This window comes from Klebsiella sp. ME-303 (assembly GCF_007910085.1).
Classification (GTDB): domain Bacteria; phylum Pseudomonadota; class Gammaproteobacteria; order Enterobacterales; family Enterobacteriaceae; genus Klebsiella; species Klebsiella michiganensis.
This window is the reverse complement of the sequence record NZ_VOJB01000061.1, coordinates 73,143-86,561: the sequence shown is the minus strand read 5'-3', so window position 1 is coordinate 86,561 and position 13,419 is coordinate 73,143. Positions and strand designations below refer to the sequence as shown.

Here is a 13,419-nt window from a genome sequence, read left to right as displayed (position 1 = left end):
GACGACGTTCTTTAGACATTTTTTGACTCCTGAGATAGAAAAAAAACAAAAAAGGCCCTCAGAGACTTTCGTCTCTGAGGGCCTTCGATTCACTTACCCTTTTGATAATCGTTCAGCAATCCAAACCATTATCAATTAATTTTTCAGCCTGACGGGTAGGGTTTAAATCGTGTTTAATTTAAATCCGTTCCCTTGCTTGAATTAATTACTAGCATGCCTGCGTTCTTTCTGTCTAGCCGTTGTTGATAAACTGAGATGCTTATCACGAATTAAACTTGAGTTTAATCTTATCAGCGCTTGCGAATTTGAACACCAACAGCCGATTTTATTGTGCTTATGCTAAGAGTAAAAACTCTATCGTCAACTGCGCCAGCAGCAGCAGCAGGGCAATCAGCACCAGCCATTTCGCCGGACGCAGCTTATGCTGCGGAATAGAGGTATTACGCAAACGCACGAACCATGGATTGTTTTTCATTATTGACGTCCTGTCCCTGATGCCTGTTAACGCGATCGACAGAAACTGAATGACGATCTAATTAGCTGATATTAATGGATTAGTCGGCAATAACCCATGAATAAATGAAGCTGGTTTAGCTTTCATTCAATAATTGGGACTCAAATCATATACAACATAAATCAGGATAAGGGTCCGTCAATAAACGCTGTTTCAGACCCTCATCTGGCTGTCGGTTGCTGACAGGGCGTCCGCTGTCTTCAGAGTTCATGATCCCAGGGCGGGTTAGCGCCCGGCCTGGAAACCGTCACCGCGGCGGCGCGCATCCCCAGATCCACCGCCTGGCGAACCTGCTTGCGTGACAGTGTCACTAGTTTCTCCTTCTCCAGGAGCCCGGCCTGCGAGAGGCTGGCGAGAATACCGGCATTCACCGTATCGCCCGCGCCGACGGTATCGGCCACCGCTACGCGAATAGCGGGCACATGCAGATGAAAATCAGCGGTCCAGGCATCAGCGCCGTCAGCGCCGCGGGTGACCACGATAAGCTTCGGCCCCAGCGACAGCCAGCGGCCTATCACCTCATGCTCTTCGCCGGGTTCGGCAAACCACGCGAGGTCCTCATCGGAAAGCTTGACGATATCCGCTAATGCAATCATGCGCCTCATGCGCGCCAGGTGTTTCTGCCGGTCCGGGATGAAAATTTCACGAATATTAGGGTCGAGGAACATCACCCGACGCGGCGCTTCCCTTACCATCAGCGCTTCATAAACGCTGCCGCACGGTTCGGCGATCAGGCTGATGCAGCCGAACAGAACGGCGGAGACGTCATCCCCGAGCGTCGGCAGGTCGTTTTCAGTCAGCATTCGACCGGCGCTATTCTCATCGTAAAAGGTATAGCGGGCCTGACCGCCTACCAGCCTGACGAAGGCGAGGGTGGTGGGCAGCGGCGCGCGGGTTGAGGGCGAATAATCCACGCCGGAGGCGTCAAGCGTGTGGCGCAGCATGTCACCCATAAAATCGTCCGATAAACCGGAAAACAGCGCGACCGCCATCCCCTGGCGACCCAGGGCGACGGCGGTATTGAACGCCGCCCCGCCAACGCAGGGAGTAAAGGCGGGGGCATTCTCGCGGCTCCGACAGGGCAGCATATCGATGAGGGCTTCTCCGCAGCAGAGGATCATGGCTTTTCTCCCCGGCTCACCGCGACCACCGGCGGGGTTTCCAGCCGATCGGCTACCTGCATCCAGTTTTCGGCAAAACGTCCGCAGGCGGTCTTGATATCGACGCCGACGGGGAGCTCCGGACACTCGTTTTCGCCGTTGCTGCCCCAGTTAACCCATCCTGACTGGCGGCGCTGGACTATCTGAAACGCGCCGGAGGGGCGGGAGGTCCACCAGATCATCGCCCGGCCGCTCGCTGAATCATACTCGACGGTTTTACTGGCCGGCCCGGGAAAGATGGTTTCATCCGCGACGGCGGAAACGTCAACGGGCGAATCGGTCAGCAGCCATTCCCGCTCGGTGAGATCGGCTCTGCGATGCGCCCGGGCGCGAACCTGGCTCAGCCGTTCGCGAATCTCCGCCTCATCGAGCACGTTCTCCCAGCGGCAGAACATCCGCCAGTAGAGATCCCAGTGGGCGGAGGCCATATCGGCGAGCTGTTCGCGGAATTCGGTAAATTTCGGGCTCTGGTTTTCCGAGGTGGTGACGGTATTGGCCACCATGGCGACCAGCTCTTCGGCATAGGGGTCGCCCGCGCGATAGCGGGTGCCGCCGTACGCCGCGAAGCGATCGAACAGCAGTTTTCCTGGACCGCTCTCAAATTCGTCGCCGACGGTGATCTTGTTGGTCACCGAACGGCCGTTAATCACCGTTGAAAAATCATCTATGCAGTAGCGCCGCTGAAACCAGGGCGTGTTCCAGCTAAATTTCCAGTCGATGGAGAAACGTTTACCGCGCAGCTCCGGTAATAATCCGTCGGGGATCGCGCCGCGCATGCGGTAGTGATGATAGACCGGGCCTTCCTCGAGGATCTCAATATCAACGAGGGTATGCTCCGGCGGGTTTATCAGCCCATTTTCCGGGGTAAAAAACGGGCCGTAAAACCCGCCAATGGCGTTATTTCCGGAAGGAAGCAGCTCGACGTTGTCCTGCAGCGCGCGAAAATGGCGCAGCCCCCACTTGGATGCACCGACGCCCTGGGCGGTTCCCCGACACATTTCCAGATCGAAGCAGCCGGTATTGAGACGGACAAAACAGTCTTTTTCCCGGCCAGGCAGCCGGTGGATACCGGCGATTTCACCGGCTTCAGCCGCCGTGAGCGGGCGGTCAAGCCGCATCTTGAGGGTACCGCTGAAGCTGACCGTCGCGATAAAAGCGGTACGGCTTGCCGACGACTCCTGCTCAAGGCGCTGGCAAAGGATCCGCGCATCCTCGTCGGTAATCGCCCACCACAGCGGCTCCTGCAGCTTTTCAGGGAGAATAAACGTAATCGGTTCGCGATCCCGGGTACCGTTCATCGGGTCCGTCAGCGTAATGTGATATGTCATGAGGGTATACTCCATTAAAATTTAAGCGTGCGAAGACCCGCCGCCAGCGCGGCGGATAAACAAAGCGTCAGGGAAAGCTAGCGGGTACGGGCGATCTCTTTTTTCCGCCAGAAGGTAAACAGCTCCGGATGCTGCTTCAGCCCGTCAATCGCCACGGCAAGAATGATGACGATGCCTTTAATCAATAGCTGGGTGAAAAAGGGCACGCTCAGCAGAATCAGGCCGGTGCTGAGTACGCCAAGAATAATCGACCCAATCAGGGTGCCGATAATCCGCCCGCGTCCACCGGCGAGGCTGGTGCCTCCCAGCACCACCGCCGCAATGGCGTCCAGCTCATATCCCGTACCCGCCGTGGGCTGGGCGGAAATCACCCTGGCGGCGAAGATAATTCCCGCCAGACCCGCGCAGACGCCGGCAATCATGTAGACCGCCGCCAGCACGCGTTTGACCCGTACGCCAGCCAGGCGCGCGGCCTGGGCGTTGCCGCCGACGGCATAGATATGACGGCCGAACCGCGTGCGCTCAAGAATGAACCACGCCAGCAGATAAACAATCAGCATAATAATGACCGGCACGGGGATACCGGCAAGATAGCCATTTCCCAGCTCGCGGAAGCTCAGGCTGCTCGACACAATAGGCTGCCCTTCGGTAATGGTGTAGGCCATACCGCGCAGGAAGGTCATCGTGCCGAGAGTGACGATAAAGGGCGCGAGGGCGAGATAGGCGGTGAGCACGCCGTTAAGCAGACCGCACAGCGCGCCCACGCCAACGCCGGCCAGAATCGCCAGCGGCGCAGGGAGCCCGGCCATCGCCGCGACCACTGAGACTACGCCGGAAACGGCGACGATTGACCCGACGGATAAATCAATGCCGCTGGTTAAAATGACGAAGGTCATGCCCGCCGCCAGAATAGCGTTGACGGAAATCGAGCGGGCGATATTCAGCAGATTATCGACGCGGTTAAAGTTTGGCGCGAAGGTGGACATCAGGATCAGCAGCACCAGCAGAACGATTAAGATCCCCACCCGATCCCACCATTTCGCAAAATCAAACGGCGCTTTGACCGGCAATTCCGTCACAGGTTTATTGTTGTCCATGGCATTCTCCGGATTGACTGGTAAAGGTTCCTGTTGCGTGCAGCATCACTTCTTCTTCCGTGGCTGAAAACGAGGGTAACTGATGAACGATTCGCCCGCCGCGCATGACCAGCACGCGGTCGCTAATGCCGATGGCCTCCGGTAAATCGGAGGAGATCACCAGAATGGCTTTCCCTGCGCGGGCGAGCTTGTCGATCAGTTCGTAGATTTCCCTTTTGGCGCCGATATCCACGCCGCGGGTCGGTTCATCGAGAATAAGCAGCCTCGAATCGCGCAGCAGCCAGCGCGCCAGCGCCGCTTTCTGCTGGTTTCCGCCGGACAGGGCGCTGACGGGCAGTTCAACCGCATTTTCCCGCAGCCGCAGCCTGCGCATCTGCTCAAGGACGGCGGCGCGAATCGACTTGCGTTTCACCACGCCGCCGGCGACAAAGCTATCCAGCGAGCTGATATCAATGTTGTGCTCAACCGAATGCCCGAGAAAGAGTCCCTGAGTTTTGCGGTCTTCGGTCACCATCCCGATACCGTCGGCGATAGCGGCGGTGGGGTCTGCCGGATTGCTCGCCCGGCCGTCAATGCGCACGCTTCCCTGGGTGCGCGGGTCGGCGCCGAAGAGCAGGCGAGCGACTTCGGTTCGCCCGGAGCCCACCAGACCGGACATGCTCACCACTTCGCCCGCGTTGACCTCAAAGGAGACCGGGCCGGTCGCACTGCCTGCCAGATCCCTGACTTCCAGCAGTACCTTGCCGGGCGTACGCGGCTCGTGCTGATAGAGATCGACGATTTGCCGGCCGACCATCATGCGGACGATATCGGTGGTTGAGACGTTGCCGAGGATTTCCGTGCCGATCCACGTGCCGTCCCTGAAGACCGTGACCCGGTTTGCCAGCTGCCATACCTCTTCCATGCGGTGCGAGATATAGACCATCCCGACGCCATCCTGACGCATCTGCTCGATCAGCCGGTATAGCTGGAGAGTCTCCGCCCGCGACAGGGCGGCGGTCGGCTCATCAAGCACCAGCACTTTGGCGTTTTCACTGACGGCGCGGGCGATCTCGACCATTTGCTGACGTCCGATGCTCAACGAGCCGAGCGGCGCCTGCGGGTCGATGTCCGCGTTAATCCGATCCAGCTTCTCTCTGGCCTCCCGGTGCATCCGTTTGCGATCGAGAATACCGGCGAAAGCGGTCGGTTCCTGGCCGAGAAACAGGTTTTCCGCCACCGTCATATCGGGAACCGTATTCAGCTCCTGGTGGATAATGGCGATGCCATATTTGCGGGCATCCCTGGGCGTGCGAATATCAATCTCCTGCCCGTCGATAAAAATAACGCCGCTATCGCGCTGCTCGTTACCGGAGAGGATCTTCATCAGCGTGGATTTGCCCGCGCCGTTTTCCCCCATCAGGGCATGGACCTCTCCGGCGAATAAATCAAAGCGTACGTTGTTCAGCGCCAGGGTCGCGCCGTAGCGTTTTGAAATCCCTTCCAGCCTGAGCAAGGGAGGTGATGTTGTATCGGCCATTGTCTTTGCCCTCCGGGATGAACCTGAGCGTCATCCCGTTTTTGCCTCTTAAAGTGACGAAGTGATTACCAGCCCGGATAGCTGTCGACGTTATCGCGGGTGACCAGTACGCTGGGGATCAGGACGGTATGAGAGGCGATCGGTTTGCCGTCGACCATATCCTGAGCAAGCGTGATGGCCTGGCGCACCATTTCGCCCGGATTTTGCGTTGCGGTACCGATAAACGGCGAACCGCTGCGCTTAAGTTCTTCAACCGCTTCCGGGCTACCGTCGACGCCGGTAACTTTGATCGCGCCCGCTTTGCCCGCCTGTTCAACGGCCAGTACCGCACCGAGCGCGGAAGGATCGTTCATGCCGAAAATACCGGCGACGTCCGGATTGGCCGTGAGCATGTCGGTGGTCACCATCAGGCCGGAAGCGCGGTCGTTGCGCGATGCCTGCTGGCCGACGATTTTGATATCCGGGTATTTTTGCGCGACGTTTTTACAGCCTTTGATGCGGTCGATAATGGTCTGAATCGGCGTGCCATCCACCAGCAGCACTTTGCCTTTGCCGCCCATCTGGCTGAACAGGTATTCGCAGGAGGTTTCCCCGGCCTGGATGGCGTTGGTCATGATCGCCGCGTCTGCGCCTTTCGCGGGCGTATCGACCGCGATAACGATAATTCCGGCGGCTTTTGCCCGCTGAATGGCCGGCTCGATCCCGGATTCATCGACGGCGGAAATAATGATGAGATCCACTTTCTGCTGAATAAACGCGTCAATCTGCGTGTTCTGGTTTGCCAGATCGACCTGCGCATCCTGTACGTTAAGGGTTGCGCCGATTTGCGCCGCGGCCTGCTTAGCGTTCCTTTCCATTGCCGAGAAGAAGGGGTTGGACATGTCCTGCACCATTAAGCCGATGCGGGAGATTTTTTTGCCATCCTGCGGCGCGGCGCTGGCTGCGGGAATAAACCCTGTCATGGTGGTGATTACCGCGCTAACCGCGACAGCCAGCCATGCTTTGCGAAGTTTGGTCATATTCTGCTCCTTTCATTATCGTGTGGTATAAGGTACGGCCAGGTGTGGGGAAGCCTCAGAAATAATCCCCTGATGTTGTTTTTCGGTAGCGACTGAAATTCAGCCGTTATTTACATCGCTAAAATGATGAGCGCGTATAGCACGCCGTAGCCCGCTTTTTTGTCGGGTGGCGCCTTACCCGGCCGACGAAAACCGCAAGCGCCATTTCTGTCGGCCCGTGCAGGGGAAGCGCCGCCGGGCAATGCCGTCCGGGCGATACGTTGTCAGCAATCTCAATTGCCTCTTTTTAATGGTTATTTATTTTCTACAGCCGCAGGACTGGCGAATAACCAGCTCGGCGGGAACTTTACGCTGGGTATTAATTTCTCCTTTTCCTTCCGGATTAATTAACTGGATAAGCATTTCAGCCGACTGCCTGCCAATCTCTTCGCTGTTTTCATTAAGCACCGTTAGCGGCGGATTTAATAGCGGCGCCCAGTCGAATTCATCGTAGGCGATAAGCGCCATATCGTCGGGGATGGCTATCTGGCGCTGCTGAAGCTGTTTAAGTGAACCCAGCAGAATAGGGTTGTTACCGGCAATGAGCGCGTCCGGCAGCGATGTCTGGCGGTCCAGGTATCGGCTCAGGGTGTCCGCAGCCGACTGCGCGTCGTTCTCCGTTTCGACAACTTCAAGCGTTGCGCCGCAGCGCTCTGCGGACTCGCGAATACCGCGCTCGCGTTCAAAACGCGTGGTCCAGCGGTCCGGGTAGATAAGGAGCAGCCAGCTTTTATAGCCGTGCTGCGCCAGATGGTTCCCCACCAGCAGGCTGGCCTGATAATTGTCGGTCGTGACGCTGGGAAAGTTGTGCTCGCCGCGGGGAGGTGAGTCAACGAAGACGACCGGAATATCCCATTTCGCCAGCAGGCTCAGGCTTTCCGGCTGAAGCGTCACCGTCGAAATGATCCCGGCCATTCGCGACTCGATCAGGCGGTTAATCATGCGATCTTCCTGCGCGCGGTCGTAGGTACCGTTGACCGCGATATCGCCAAGCACTACGGTCCACTGCGACGGCTGCAGCATCTGCTGAATACCGGACATCAGGTTAAGGTAGTAAGAGTTCGAGGCATGGGCGGTAATCACCGCCACCGAGTCCCTGCTTGAGCGGCGTAGCGCCTGGGCCGCGCGGTTAGGTACGTAGCCGAGTTCTCGCGCTACTTTTAAAATCAGCTCCCGGCTGTCGTCAGCAACGCCATCGCCACCGTTTAGCGCGCGTGAAACGGTAAACATAGAAAATCCCGTCGCTTCACTCACATCCCGCATCGTTGCTTTACGCATATTTCGCTCTCTGTATTTATGAAATTACCCGCGATACAGACGGCTATTTCCTTGACCTAAACGTTTATGAAGCTAAACATAAACGTTTAGGTTTGTTTGATCAGTGAGCCGCTTCTCGTTTTGTGAACAGAAGGTAAACAACGTCGTTTGTGAATGATTTCTATGTATTTATTGATTTAATGCATATTTAGCCCGCTTGCCGCTTTGCTACTCTTGAACGCATTCATTCACGGTCAGACAGGGTCGTCGCGTTGGAAATCTTTTTTTAACCCACTGAAAAGTATTCTCTAAATATTTTTCACATCGCAAAAATCACGGTCCGTTTTCCACGGATCCGCTTTTGTATGGGTTAAAAAAAGGTTCACCATGAAAATTACATGGAACGTCAGGCCAGTCGGCTATCAGCTGATTAGCAAGCGCTGCCCCGCCTGTCATGGGCAGCAGGATTTCACCCCATCCGGTGCCTTCCGGGTCAACTCGCAAAAAAAAGTGCTCGATGTCTGGAGTATCTATAAGTGCGTGCGCTGCGCGTATACCTGGAACATCAGCCTGTTCTCGCGTTTGCCCGTCAGCAAAATCAATCCGCAGCTCTACGCGCGACTTATCGCTAACGATAAATCTGCCGTCGAGGCTTACTCTCACGATCCGGTCGTTCTGCGGCGTAATCGCGCGGCGCTATCGGGTACGCCTGACTTTGTGGTTCAGGAACGCTGGCGCATCAACCTTGTTCGCGCTTCTCAGGTGAGGGTGGATGTCAGGGTCACGCGCGCCTTTCAGACCAGCCTGCTGTCGGTCCTGAGACGAGCGCTGCGGCTGAGCGGTAGCGCGATCCGTCAACGTCTTCAATCGGGAGATATCGTCGGTATTACGCTGAAAGAACTGCGGGCGCCCAGGCTGCGGCCGGAGGGATATACGCTGTACATCACGAGGGAGGTTCTCCTGGCGCGCAGGCCTATTTCATTAAACGCGGGCTCAGCGCGCGGGAGACGATAGCCATTGCCCCGGATAGTTTTCTATCCAGGGAGCTGACTCGCAAAAATCGATTCGGGTTGCCGCAAGGAGCAAAATAGCCTTGCCTTTTATACTGTGAATTTATACAGTTTTTGGCGGCGGTACGGCGATAGTGTCCATCGGTATCCCGGATGCTGCGACGGCAAATTCTGTTAATAAAAGGAGAGTGCGATGTCTATGGATACGCGTAAAGAAGTGCTGTTTGTCCTCATCCAGGAGTACGCCGACTGGGAGTTCGCGCTGCTGGCACCGGGGCTGCGCCGCGGGTTTGGCGTATGGGAACCGCGATACGAAGTCAGGACCGTGGCTGCCGATAAGGGGCCGGTGAGGTCAATTGGCGGGGTGCGCTGCCTGCCGGATTATACCTTCGAGACGATACCCGATGATTACGCCGCGCTGGTGCTGGTGGGCGGAATGAACTGGTGGGGAGAGGAGGCCCGGCGGGTTGTGCCTTTGGTAGAACAAGCGCAGGCCCGGCAGATCGTGGTAGGCGCGATATGCGACGCTTCGGCCTTCCTTGGCGCGCATGGCTTTCTCAATGATGTCGACCACACCTCGAACGGGCTGGCCTACCTGCAGAGCCGGGCGGGGTCAGCCTACAGCGGCGCCGCGCGGTACAGAAACGAGCCTTCGGTACGCGACGGTAACCTGGTGACCGCCAACGGCGTTGGCTTTGTGGATTTTACCTGCAATATGCTGTCTGCCTTAAAGGCGGCCCGCCAGCAAGAGATCGAAGCCATGAGGGAGACGTTCAGGTCGGGAATGTTTACGGAAGGCTGATGCAGACAAGGCCGCGATTTGCATGGCCATTTGCCGAAATCGAATCATCTGGCTGAGAGCATCCGTCGCTATATTGAGAGTTGCCAGGGTTGTTGCGCAGGGTTTCGCCATGCGCTAACCCTGCATTAACTTTCCGGCGTGGGGTTTAGTCTGCGTTTGCGTAATAAACAAACGCCAGCTTATTGCCGTCCGGATCTCTGACGTAGGCGCTGTGGAAACCTTCACCGTACTGCGGGCGATGTCCTGGGGCGCCTTCATCACTTCCTCCCAGGCGTAGCGCCAGCTGATGCAGCTGCTGAATATGCTCAACCGAACGTGCGTTCAGGGCCACCATAGCGCCGTTGCCCGCTGTTGCCTGCTGCTGGTTGAACGGTTTGCCAACGCACAGCCCGATGGTGCGGTTTCCGCTGAATGTCCCCCACGATGCGCCTTGCTCGCTGCGGCCGCTCCGGGGCTGCCCCAGCATCTCCATCAACGGGTCGTAAAAACGAATCGCGCGCGGCAGATCGTTAGTGCCGAGCATGATGTAGGAAAACATGACTCCTCCTCATTTTTCGCCTGAAGGTTGCTGCTGCCAATCTAGCAGCAAGGCGCGAGCACGGGCAGCCCGGGGAGTCAGAAATCATACCTCCGTCGCGATTCTTCAGCGATTTTGCCCGCGCGCGAGCCGGCTGCTCAGCTCAGATCGTGCAAATCTTTATCATTCGGCGGCAGCAGTGATATCTGGTCGAAAGTAACCCGCAGGCCGCTGCGCTGCGGCGTGCAGCACATGATGCCGACCTTCGCCGCGCCGCCCGGAAAAGGGCACAGCCGCAGCAGCGGCCACAGTTGACCGTCCGTTGAATACTGCAGGCGCAGCGCCTCTCCGCGGCGGGTCAGACGCAGCCAGAACTCACCGGGGTCGCCCGGGAAAATACCGGTTGCCCAGTCTGATGTTTCCTGCGTCAGTACGCTACCGATAGCGGGCGCGCCGTCGTTGTACTCGATACCGGCCTTAATCCAGCGCCTGGCGTCCTGCATTAACATGATCCCTGCCTGGTCATACAGCGTACTGAAATCTGCTCGCACCCTTACCTGAAAGGTGAAGTCCCCCGCGGCTTCCGTGGCGTAGATATGCCCGGAAAAACGCTCAAACCCGTACCAGGTTTCGCGCCAGAAGTCGGTTTGTGCATCGGTGACGACGCGCAGTTCGCCGTCCTCTTCTGACCATGTCGCGGGTTCGTTAATCCATCGAAATATCTGATGCATCAGGCCTCCTGTCTTTACTGAATAAGCGTTAAAAACCGCAGCGTGTCTTCGTCCGCCTGCTGTGCAAGGCGCGCATCCCACGCCGGACTGTCGGCATCGCAAAAGCCGTGCTGCGCATTGAACATCCGGCAGGTCACGGAGGGGTATTTCTCCAGCTCGTTTTGCAGGGCGCGGGGATCGAACGCCGGTTCATGGCGGGCGAGAATCACCTGCGTTGGGCACGGAGGCGCCGCATCGCAGTACTGGCGGATCCGTGAACCGTAGTGGCAAACCGCACCGTCGCAGAGTCCGCTTCTGGCGGCCAGCCAGGCTAAGGTGGCGCCCACGCTGTAGCCGATAAGGATTAGCGTGCCGTATTTCGCTCTTAGCTCGGCCAGCAGCGACACGATGGCGGCGGTATCAAATCCGACGTTATCGGAAAAGTGGCGCCAGGCCTGCTCCTGCTGCTCATAGGCGAACGGCGCAGAGTGAGGGAAAAGCGCTGGCGTGTACGCATCGAAGCCGCGGCTGCGCCAGGTCGCGGCGGTTCGCTGAATATGCGCGTTGATGCCGTAGATTTCATGCAGCAGGACGATGGCTTTATCGCAATCAGGTAACATACATGCGCCTCTGGCGGATAAAATGGGTTTTCTCCGGTCGGAAGGTCAGTTTATCAAGGCTGACGCCTGTAGTATAAACATACCGCCCGGAAGATTGTTCGTGCATCCAGGTCTTTGATTTTCCTGGTCGGATCAACGTCACGATACGCCATCACATCAAGGTAACGTTGTTTTTCAGCTTAATTTCCATCCAGTTAGCGAGACCGTATGAATGTAACCCGTGCCGACATGGCCGATCTTGTCTATTTTTTCGCCATCTCCCGCCATCAGAGTTTTAGTAAAGCTGCCGTTGAACTTGGGGTGAGCGCATCGACGCTGAGCCACGCGATCAAGGGATTTGAGGCGCGGCTGGGCGTGCGTCTGCTGAACCGCACGACCAAAAGCGTTTCCCTGACGGCGGCCGGTGAAAGTCTGATCAACGCGGTAAGCGAGCCGCTCGCTTCAATCGATGTCGCGATTGAACAGCTCAATCCGTACCGCGACTCGCCTGCGGGACATATTCGGCTCAACGTCGCCGTTGAGGCGGCCACGCTGCTGCTGGCCCCGGTCCTGCCTGTTTTTGCTGAACGTTACCCCGATATTGAGCTGGATATCGTGGCCAGCAACCGCATTGTTGATGTAACGGAAGCGCGGTTTGACGCAGGGATCCGCTATGGCGGAACCGTGCCTGAAGATATGGTGGCGCAGCGGCTGTCTGCCGATGTGCGCTGGGTGGTCGCCGCATCCCCGGAATATCTTGCCCGTTTTGGCGAGCCCCGGCATCCTCACGATCTTCAACAGCACCGCTGCGTCAGCAATCGTCTGGGAAACAACCGCATTTATAAATGGGAGTTTGAACGTGGCGAAGAGCAGCTCACCGTCAAAGTACCGCCGCTGTTAACGGTCGATCTGGCGGAGACGGGCGTGGTGGCCATTCTGCAGGGGTTTGGCCTGATGTACCTGCCGGAACCGCTGATAGCAGAGCACGTCAGCGCAGGGCGCCTGCGTCTGGTGCTGACCGACTGGGCCTCATACGGACCGGGATTCTATATCTATTACTCCAGCCGTCATCAGGTTCCCACCGGGCTGCGCCTGTTAATCTCCCTTGTGCGGGAAATGAAGCCGCTCGGTCTGTAGCCCGATTGATGAAAATAACTCACAGCCCCATTCGATAGCGAGGGCTGGCTCCTTCTTATTCCGCGCCTTACCCTGTGGCAAAAGAGAAGGAGAGCTTGATGAACTATTCGCACCGCTGTATTCCCGGTCTGTTCTGGCTTTTGGCCGTCACCGCGTTTCTGTTTAGCTTTACCTCTACCAGCCGTGCCGCAGAGGCTAATACGCTGGTTATCGTCTCTCATCCGTATCCTGAGCAATCGGTCATGACCAAAGGTCTTGAGGCCGCAGCGCAAAGCGTACCCGGCGTGACCGTACGCAATCTCGAGGCGCTTTACGGTTTTGATACCCGAAATATCAATGCCGATGAAGAGCGACGGCTCATGCGGGAACACTCGCGCATCGTTTTTATCTTCCCGACCCACTGGTTCAACATCACCCCGATGATGAAGGCCTGGCTGAACGATACCTGGGGCAGCGTAGGGCCGGGAGTATGGCAGGGCAAAGAGATGCTGATTGTCACGACGGCCGCAGGCGGTGACGCGACATACGGCGAGACCGGGCGAACGGGCGTCAGCCTGGCCGACGTCTTTACGCCAATGAAGGCCAGCGCGCTGCATGCGGGAATGACCTGGCTGCCTCCGCTGGTTTTTCAGCGTGCCAGCCGCGATCAACTGCCTGAGTACCAGCGTCAACTGGTGGAAAGGCTGAAGAATTAACGTGTCGGAAAGGTGT

14 protein-coding genes are annotated in these 13,419 nt (G+C 57.4%); 4 read left to right on the top strand and 10 right to left on the bottom strand.

All coding sequences use genetic code 11. The annotated features are described in order from the left end of the window. Window positions 1-334 precede the first annotated feature (334 nt). The 7 genes from FQK12_RS27245 to FQK12_RS05805 form a co-directional block, all read right to left on the bottom strand. On the bottom strand, window positions 335-475 hold the full coding sequence (locus FQK12_RS27245) for a hypothetical protein (protein WP_014229441.1): 141 nt from the start codon (window positions 473-475) through the stop codon (window positions 335-337). 239 nt (window positions 476-714) lie between these two features. Continuing rightward, window positions 715-1,635 carry a carbohydrate kinase family protein gene (locus tag FQK12_RS05830; RefSeq protein ID WP_014229440.1) on the bottom strand — a complete coding sequence of 307 codons (921 nt, stop codon included), beginning with the start codon at window positions 1,633-1,635 and terminating at the stop codon, window positions 715-717. After that, entirely contained in the window at window positions 1,632-3,002 is a 1,371-nt protein-coding gene (locus FQK12_RS05825; RefSeq protein ID WP_014229439.1) for a hypothetical protein, read from the bottom strand. The genes FQK12_RS05830 and FQK12_RS05825 overlap by 4 nt, the downstream gene beginning before the upstream one ends. Before the next feature lie 77 nt (window positions 3,003-3,079). Beyond that, window positions 3,080-4,099, bottom strand: a complete 1,020-nt coding sequence (locus tag FQK12_RS05820; RefSeq protein WP_004851056.1) for an ABC transporter permease subunit — start codon at window positions 4,097-4,099, stop codon at window positions 3,080-3,082. Continuing rightward, window positions 4,086-5,618 carry a sugar ABC transporter ATP-binding protein gene (locus FQK12_RS05815; protein ID WP_014229438.1) on the bottom strand — a complete coding sequence of 511 codons (1,533 nt, stop codon included), beginning with the start codon at window positions 5,616-5,618 and terminating at the stop codon, window positions 4,086-4,088. The genes FQK12_RS05820 and FQK12_RS05815 overlap by 14 nt, the downstream gene beginning before the upstream one ends. A gap of 65 nt (window positions 5,619-5,683) precedes the next feature. Next, window positions 5,684-6,637, bottom strand: coding sequence for an ABC transporter substrate-binding protein (locus tag FQK12_RS05810; RefSeq protein ID WP_014229437.1), 954 nt, complete (start codon window positions 6,635-6,637; stop codon window positions 5,684-5,686). A gap of 297 nt (window positions 6,638-6,934) precedes the next feature. Then, on the bottom strand, window positions 6,935-7,954 hold the full coding sequence (locus FQK12_RS05805) for a LacI family DNA-binding transcriptional regulator (RefSeq protein ID WP_038423159.1): 1,020 nt from the start codon (window positions 7,952-7,954) through the stop codon (window positions 6,935-6,937). Between the two features lie 366 nt (window positions 7,955-8,320). Here FQK12_RS05805 and FQK12_RS05800 point away from each other — a divergent pair, with 366 nt between their 5' ends. Together FQK12_RS05800 and FQK12_RS05795 are read left to right on the top strand one after the other, a co-directional pair. Then, complete coding sequence (locus tag FQK12_RS05800; protein ID WP_014229435.1) at window positions 8,321-8,947, top strand: DUF1062 domain-containing protein; 627 nt, start codon at window positions 8,321-8,323, stop codon at window positions 8,945-8,947. 189 nt (window positions 8,948-9,136) lie between these two features. Then, window positions 9,137-9,745: a DJ-1/PfpI family protein gene (locus FQK12_RS05795; protein ID WP_014229434.1), complete on the top strand. Its 609-nt coding sequence runs from the start codon at window positions 9,137-9,139 to the stop codon at window positions 9,743-9,745. 145 nt (window positions 9,746-9,890) lie between these two features. Here FQK12_RS05795 and FQK12_RS05790 read toward each other — a convergent pair whose 3' ends face one another. The 3 genes from FQK12_RS05790 to FQK12_RS05780 form a co-directional block, all read right to left on the bottom strand. After that, complete coding sequence (locus FQK12_RS05790; RefSeq protein WP_014229433.1) at window positions 9,891-10,283, bottom strand: VOC family protein; 393 nt, start codon at window positions 10,281-10,283, stop codon at window positions 9,891-9,893. Between the two features lie 137 nt (window positions 10,284-10,420). Then, the gene (locus FQK12_RS05785) at window positions 10,421-10,993 is read right to left on the bottom strand and encodes a DUF1349 domain-containing protein (protein ID WP_014229432.1); all 573 of its coding nucleotides are present in this window, start codon (window positions 10,991-10,993) and stop codon (window positions 10,421-10,423) included. A 14-nt stretch (window positions 10,994-11,007) separates the two neighbouring features. Further along, window positions 11,008-11,592 carry a dienelactone hydrolase family protein gene (locus tag FQK12_RS05780; RefSeq protein ID WP_014229431.1) on the bottom strand — a complete coding sequence of 195 codons (585 nt, stop codon included), beginning with the start codon at window positions 11,590-11,592 and terminating at the stop codon, window positions 11,008-11,010. A gap of 207 nt (window positions 11,593-11,799) precedes the next feature. On the opposite strand from FQK12_RS05780, the gene FQK12_RS05775 reads away from it, so the two are divergent. Together FQK12_RS05775 and FQK12_RS05770 are read left to right on the top strand one after the other, a co-directional pair. Then, complete coding sequence (locus FQK12_RS05775; protein ID WP_038423160.1) at window positions 11,800-12,708, top strand: LysR family transcriptional regulator; 909 nt, start codon at window positions 11,800-11,802, stop codon at window positions 12,706-12,708. Between the two features lie 98 nt (window positions 12,709-12,806). Further along, window positions 12,807-13,403, top strand: coding sequence for an NAD(P)H-dependent oxidoreductase (locus FQK12_RS05770; protein ID WP_014229429.1), 597 nt, complete (start codon window positions 12,807-12,809; stop codon window positions 13,401-13,403). Window positions 13,404-13,419: the final 16 nt, after the last annotated feature.

Excerpts from the sequence above, each read along its gene's own strand:
- FQK12_RS27245 (WP_014229441.1), bottom strand. The coding sequence starts at position 475 with ATGAAAAACAATCCATGGTTCGTGCGTTTGCGTAATACCTCTATTCCG.
- FQK12_RS05790 (WP_014229433.1), bottom strand. The coding sequence starts at position 10,283 with ATGTTTTCCTACATCATGCTCGGCACTAACGATCTGCCGCGCGCGATT.
- FQK12_RS05785 (WP_014229432.1), bottom strand. The coding sequence starts at position 10,993 with ATGCATCAGATATTTCGATGGATTAACGAACCCGCGACATGGTCAGAA.
- FQK12_RS05825 (WP_014229439.1), bottom strand. The coding sequence starts at position 3,002 with ATGACATATCACATTACGCTGACGGACCCGATGAACGGTACCCGGGAT.
- FQK12_RS05780 (WP_014229431.1), bottom strand. The coding sequence starts at position 11,592 with ATGTTACCTGATTGCGATAAAGCCATCGTCCTGCTGCATGAAATCTAC.
- FQK12_RS05815 (WP_014229438.1), bottom strand. The coding sequence starts at position 5,618 with ATGGCCGATACAACATCACCTCCCTTGCTCAGGCTGGAAGGGATTTCA.
- FQK12_RS05830 (WP_014229440.1), bottom strand. The coding sequence starts at position 1,635 with ATGATCCTCTGCTGCGGAGAAGCCCTCATCGATATGCTGCCCTGTCGG.
- FQK12_RS05795 (WP_014229434.1), top strand. The coding sequence starts at position 9,137 with ATGTCTATGGATACGCGTAAAGAAGTGCTGTTTGTCCTCATCCAGGAG.
- FQK12_RS05770 (WP_014229429.1), top strand. The coding sequence starts at position 12,807 with ATGAACTATTCGCACCGCTGTATTCCCGGTCTGTTCTGGCTTTTGGCC.
- FQK12_RS05805 (WP_038423159.1), bottom strand. The coding sequence starts at position 7,954 with ATGCGTAAAGCAACGATGCGGGATGTGAGTGAAGCGACGGGATTTTCT.
- FQK12_RS05810 (WP_014229437.1), bottom strand. The coding sequence starts at position 6,637 with ATGACCAAACTTCGCAAAGCATGGCTGGCTGTCGCGGTTAGCGCGGTA.
- FQK12_RS05775 (WP_038423160.1), top strand. The coding sequence starts at position 11,800 with ATGAATGTAACCCGTGCCGACATGGCCGATCTTGTCTATTTTTTCGCC.
- FQK12_RS05800 (WP_014229435.1), top strand. The coding sequence starts at position 8,321 with ATGAAAATTACATGGAACGTCAGGCCAGTCGGCTATCAGCTGATTAGC.
- FQK12_RS05820 (WP_004851056.1), bottom strand. The coding sequence starts at position 4,099 with ATGGACAACAATAAACCTGTGACGGAATTGCCGGTCAAAGCGCCGTTT.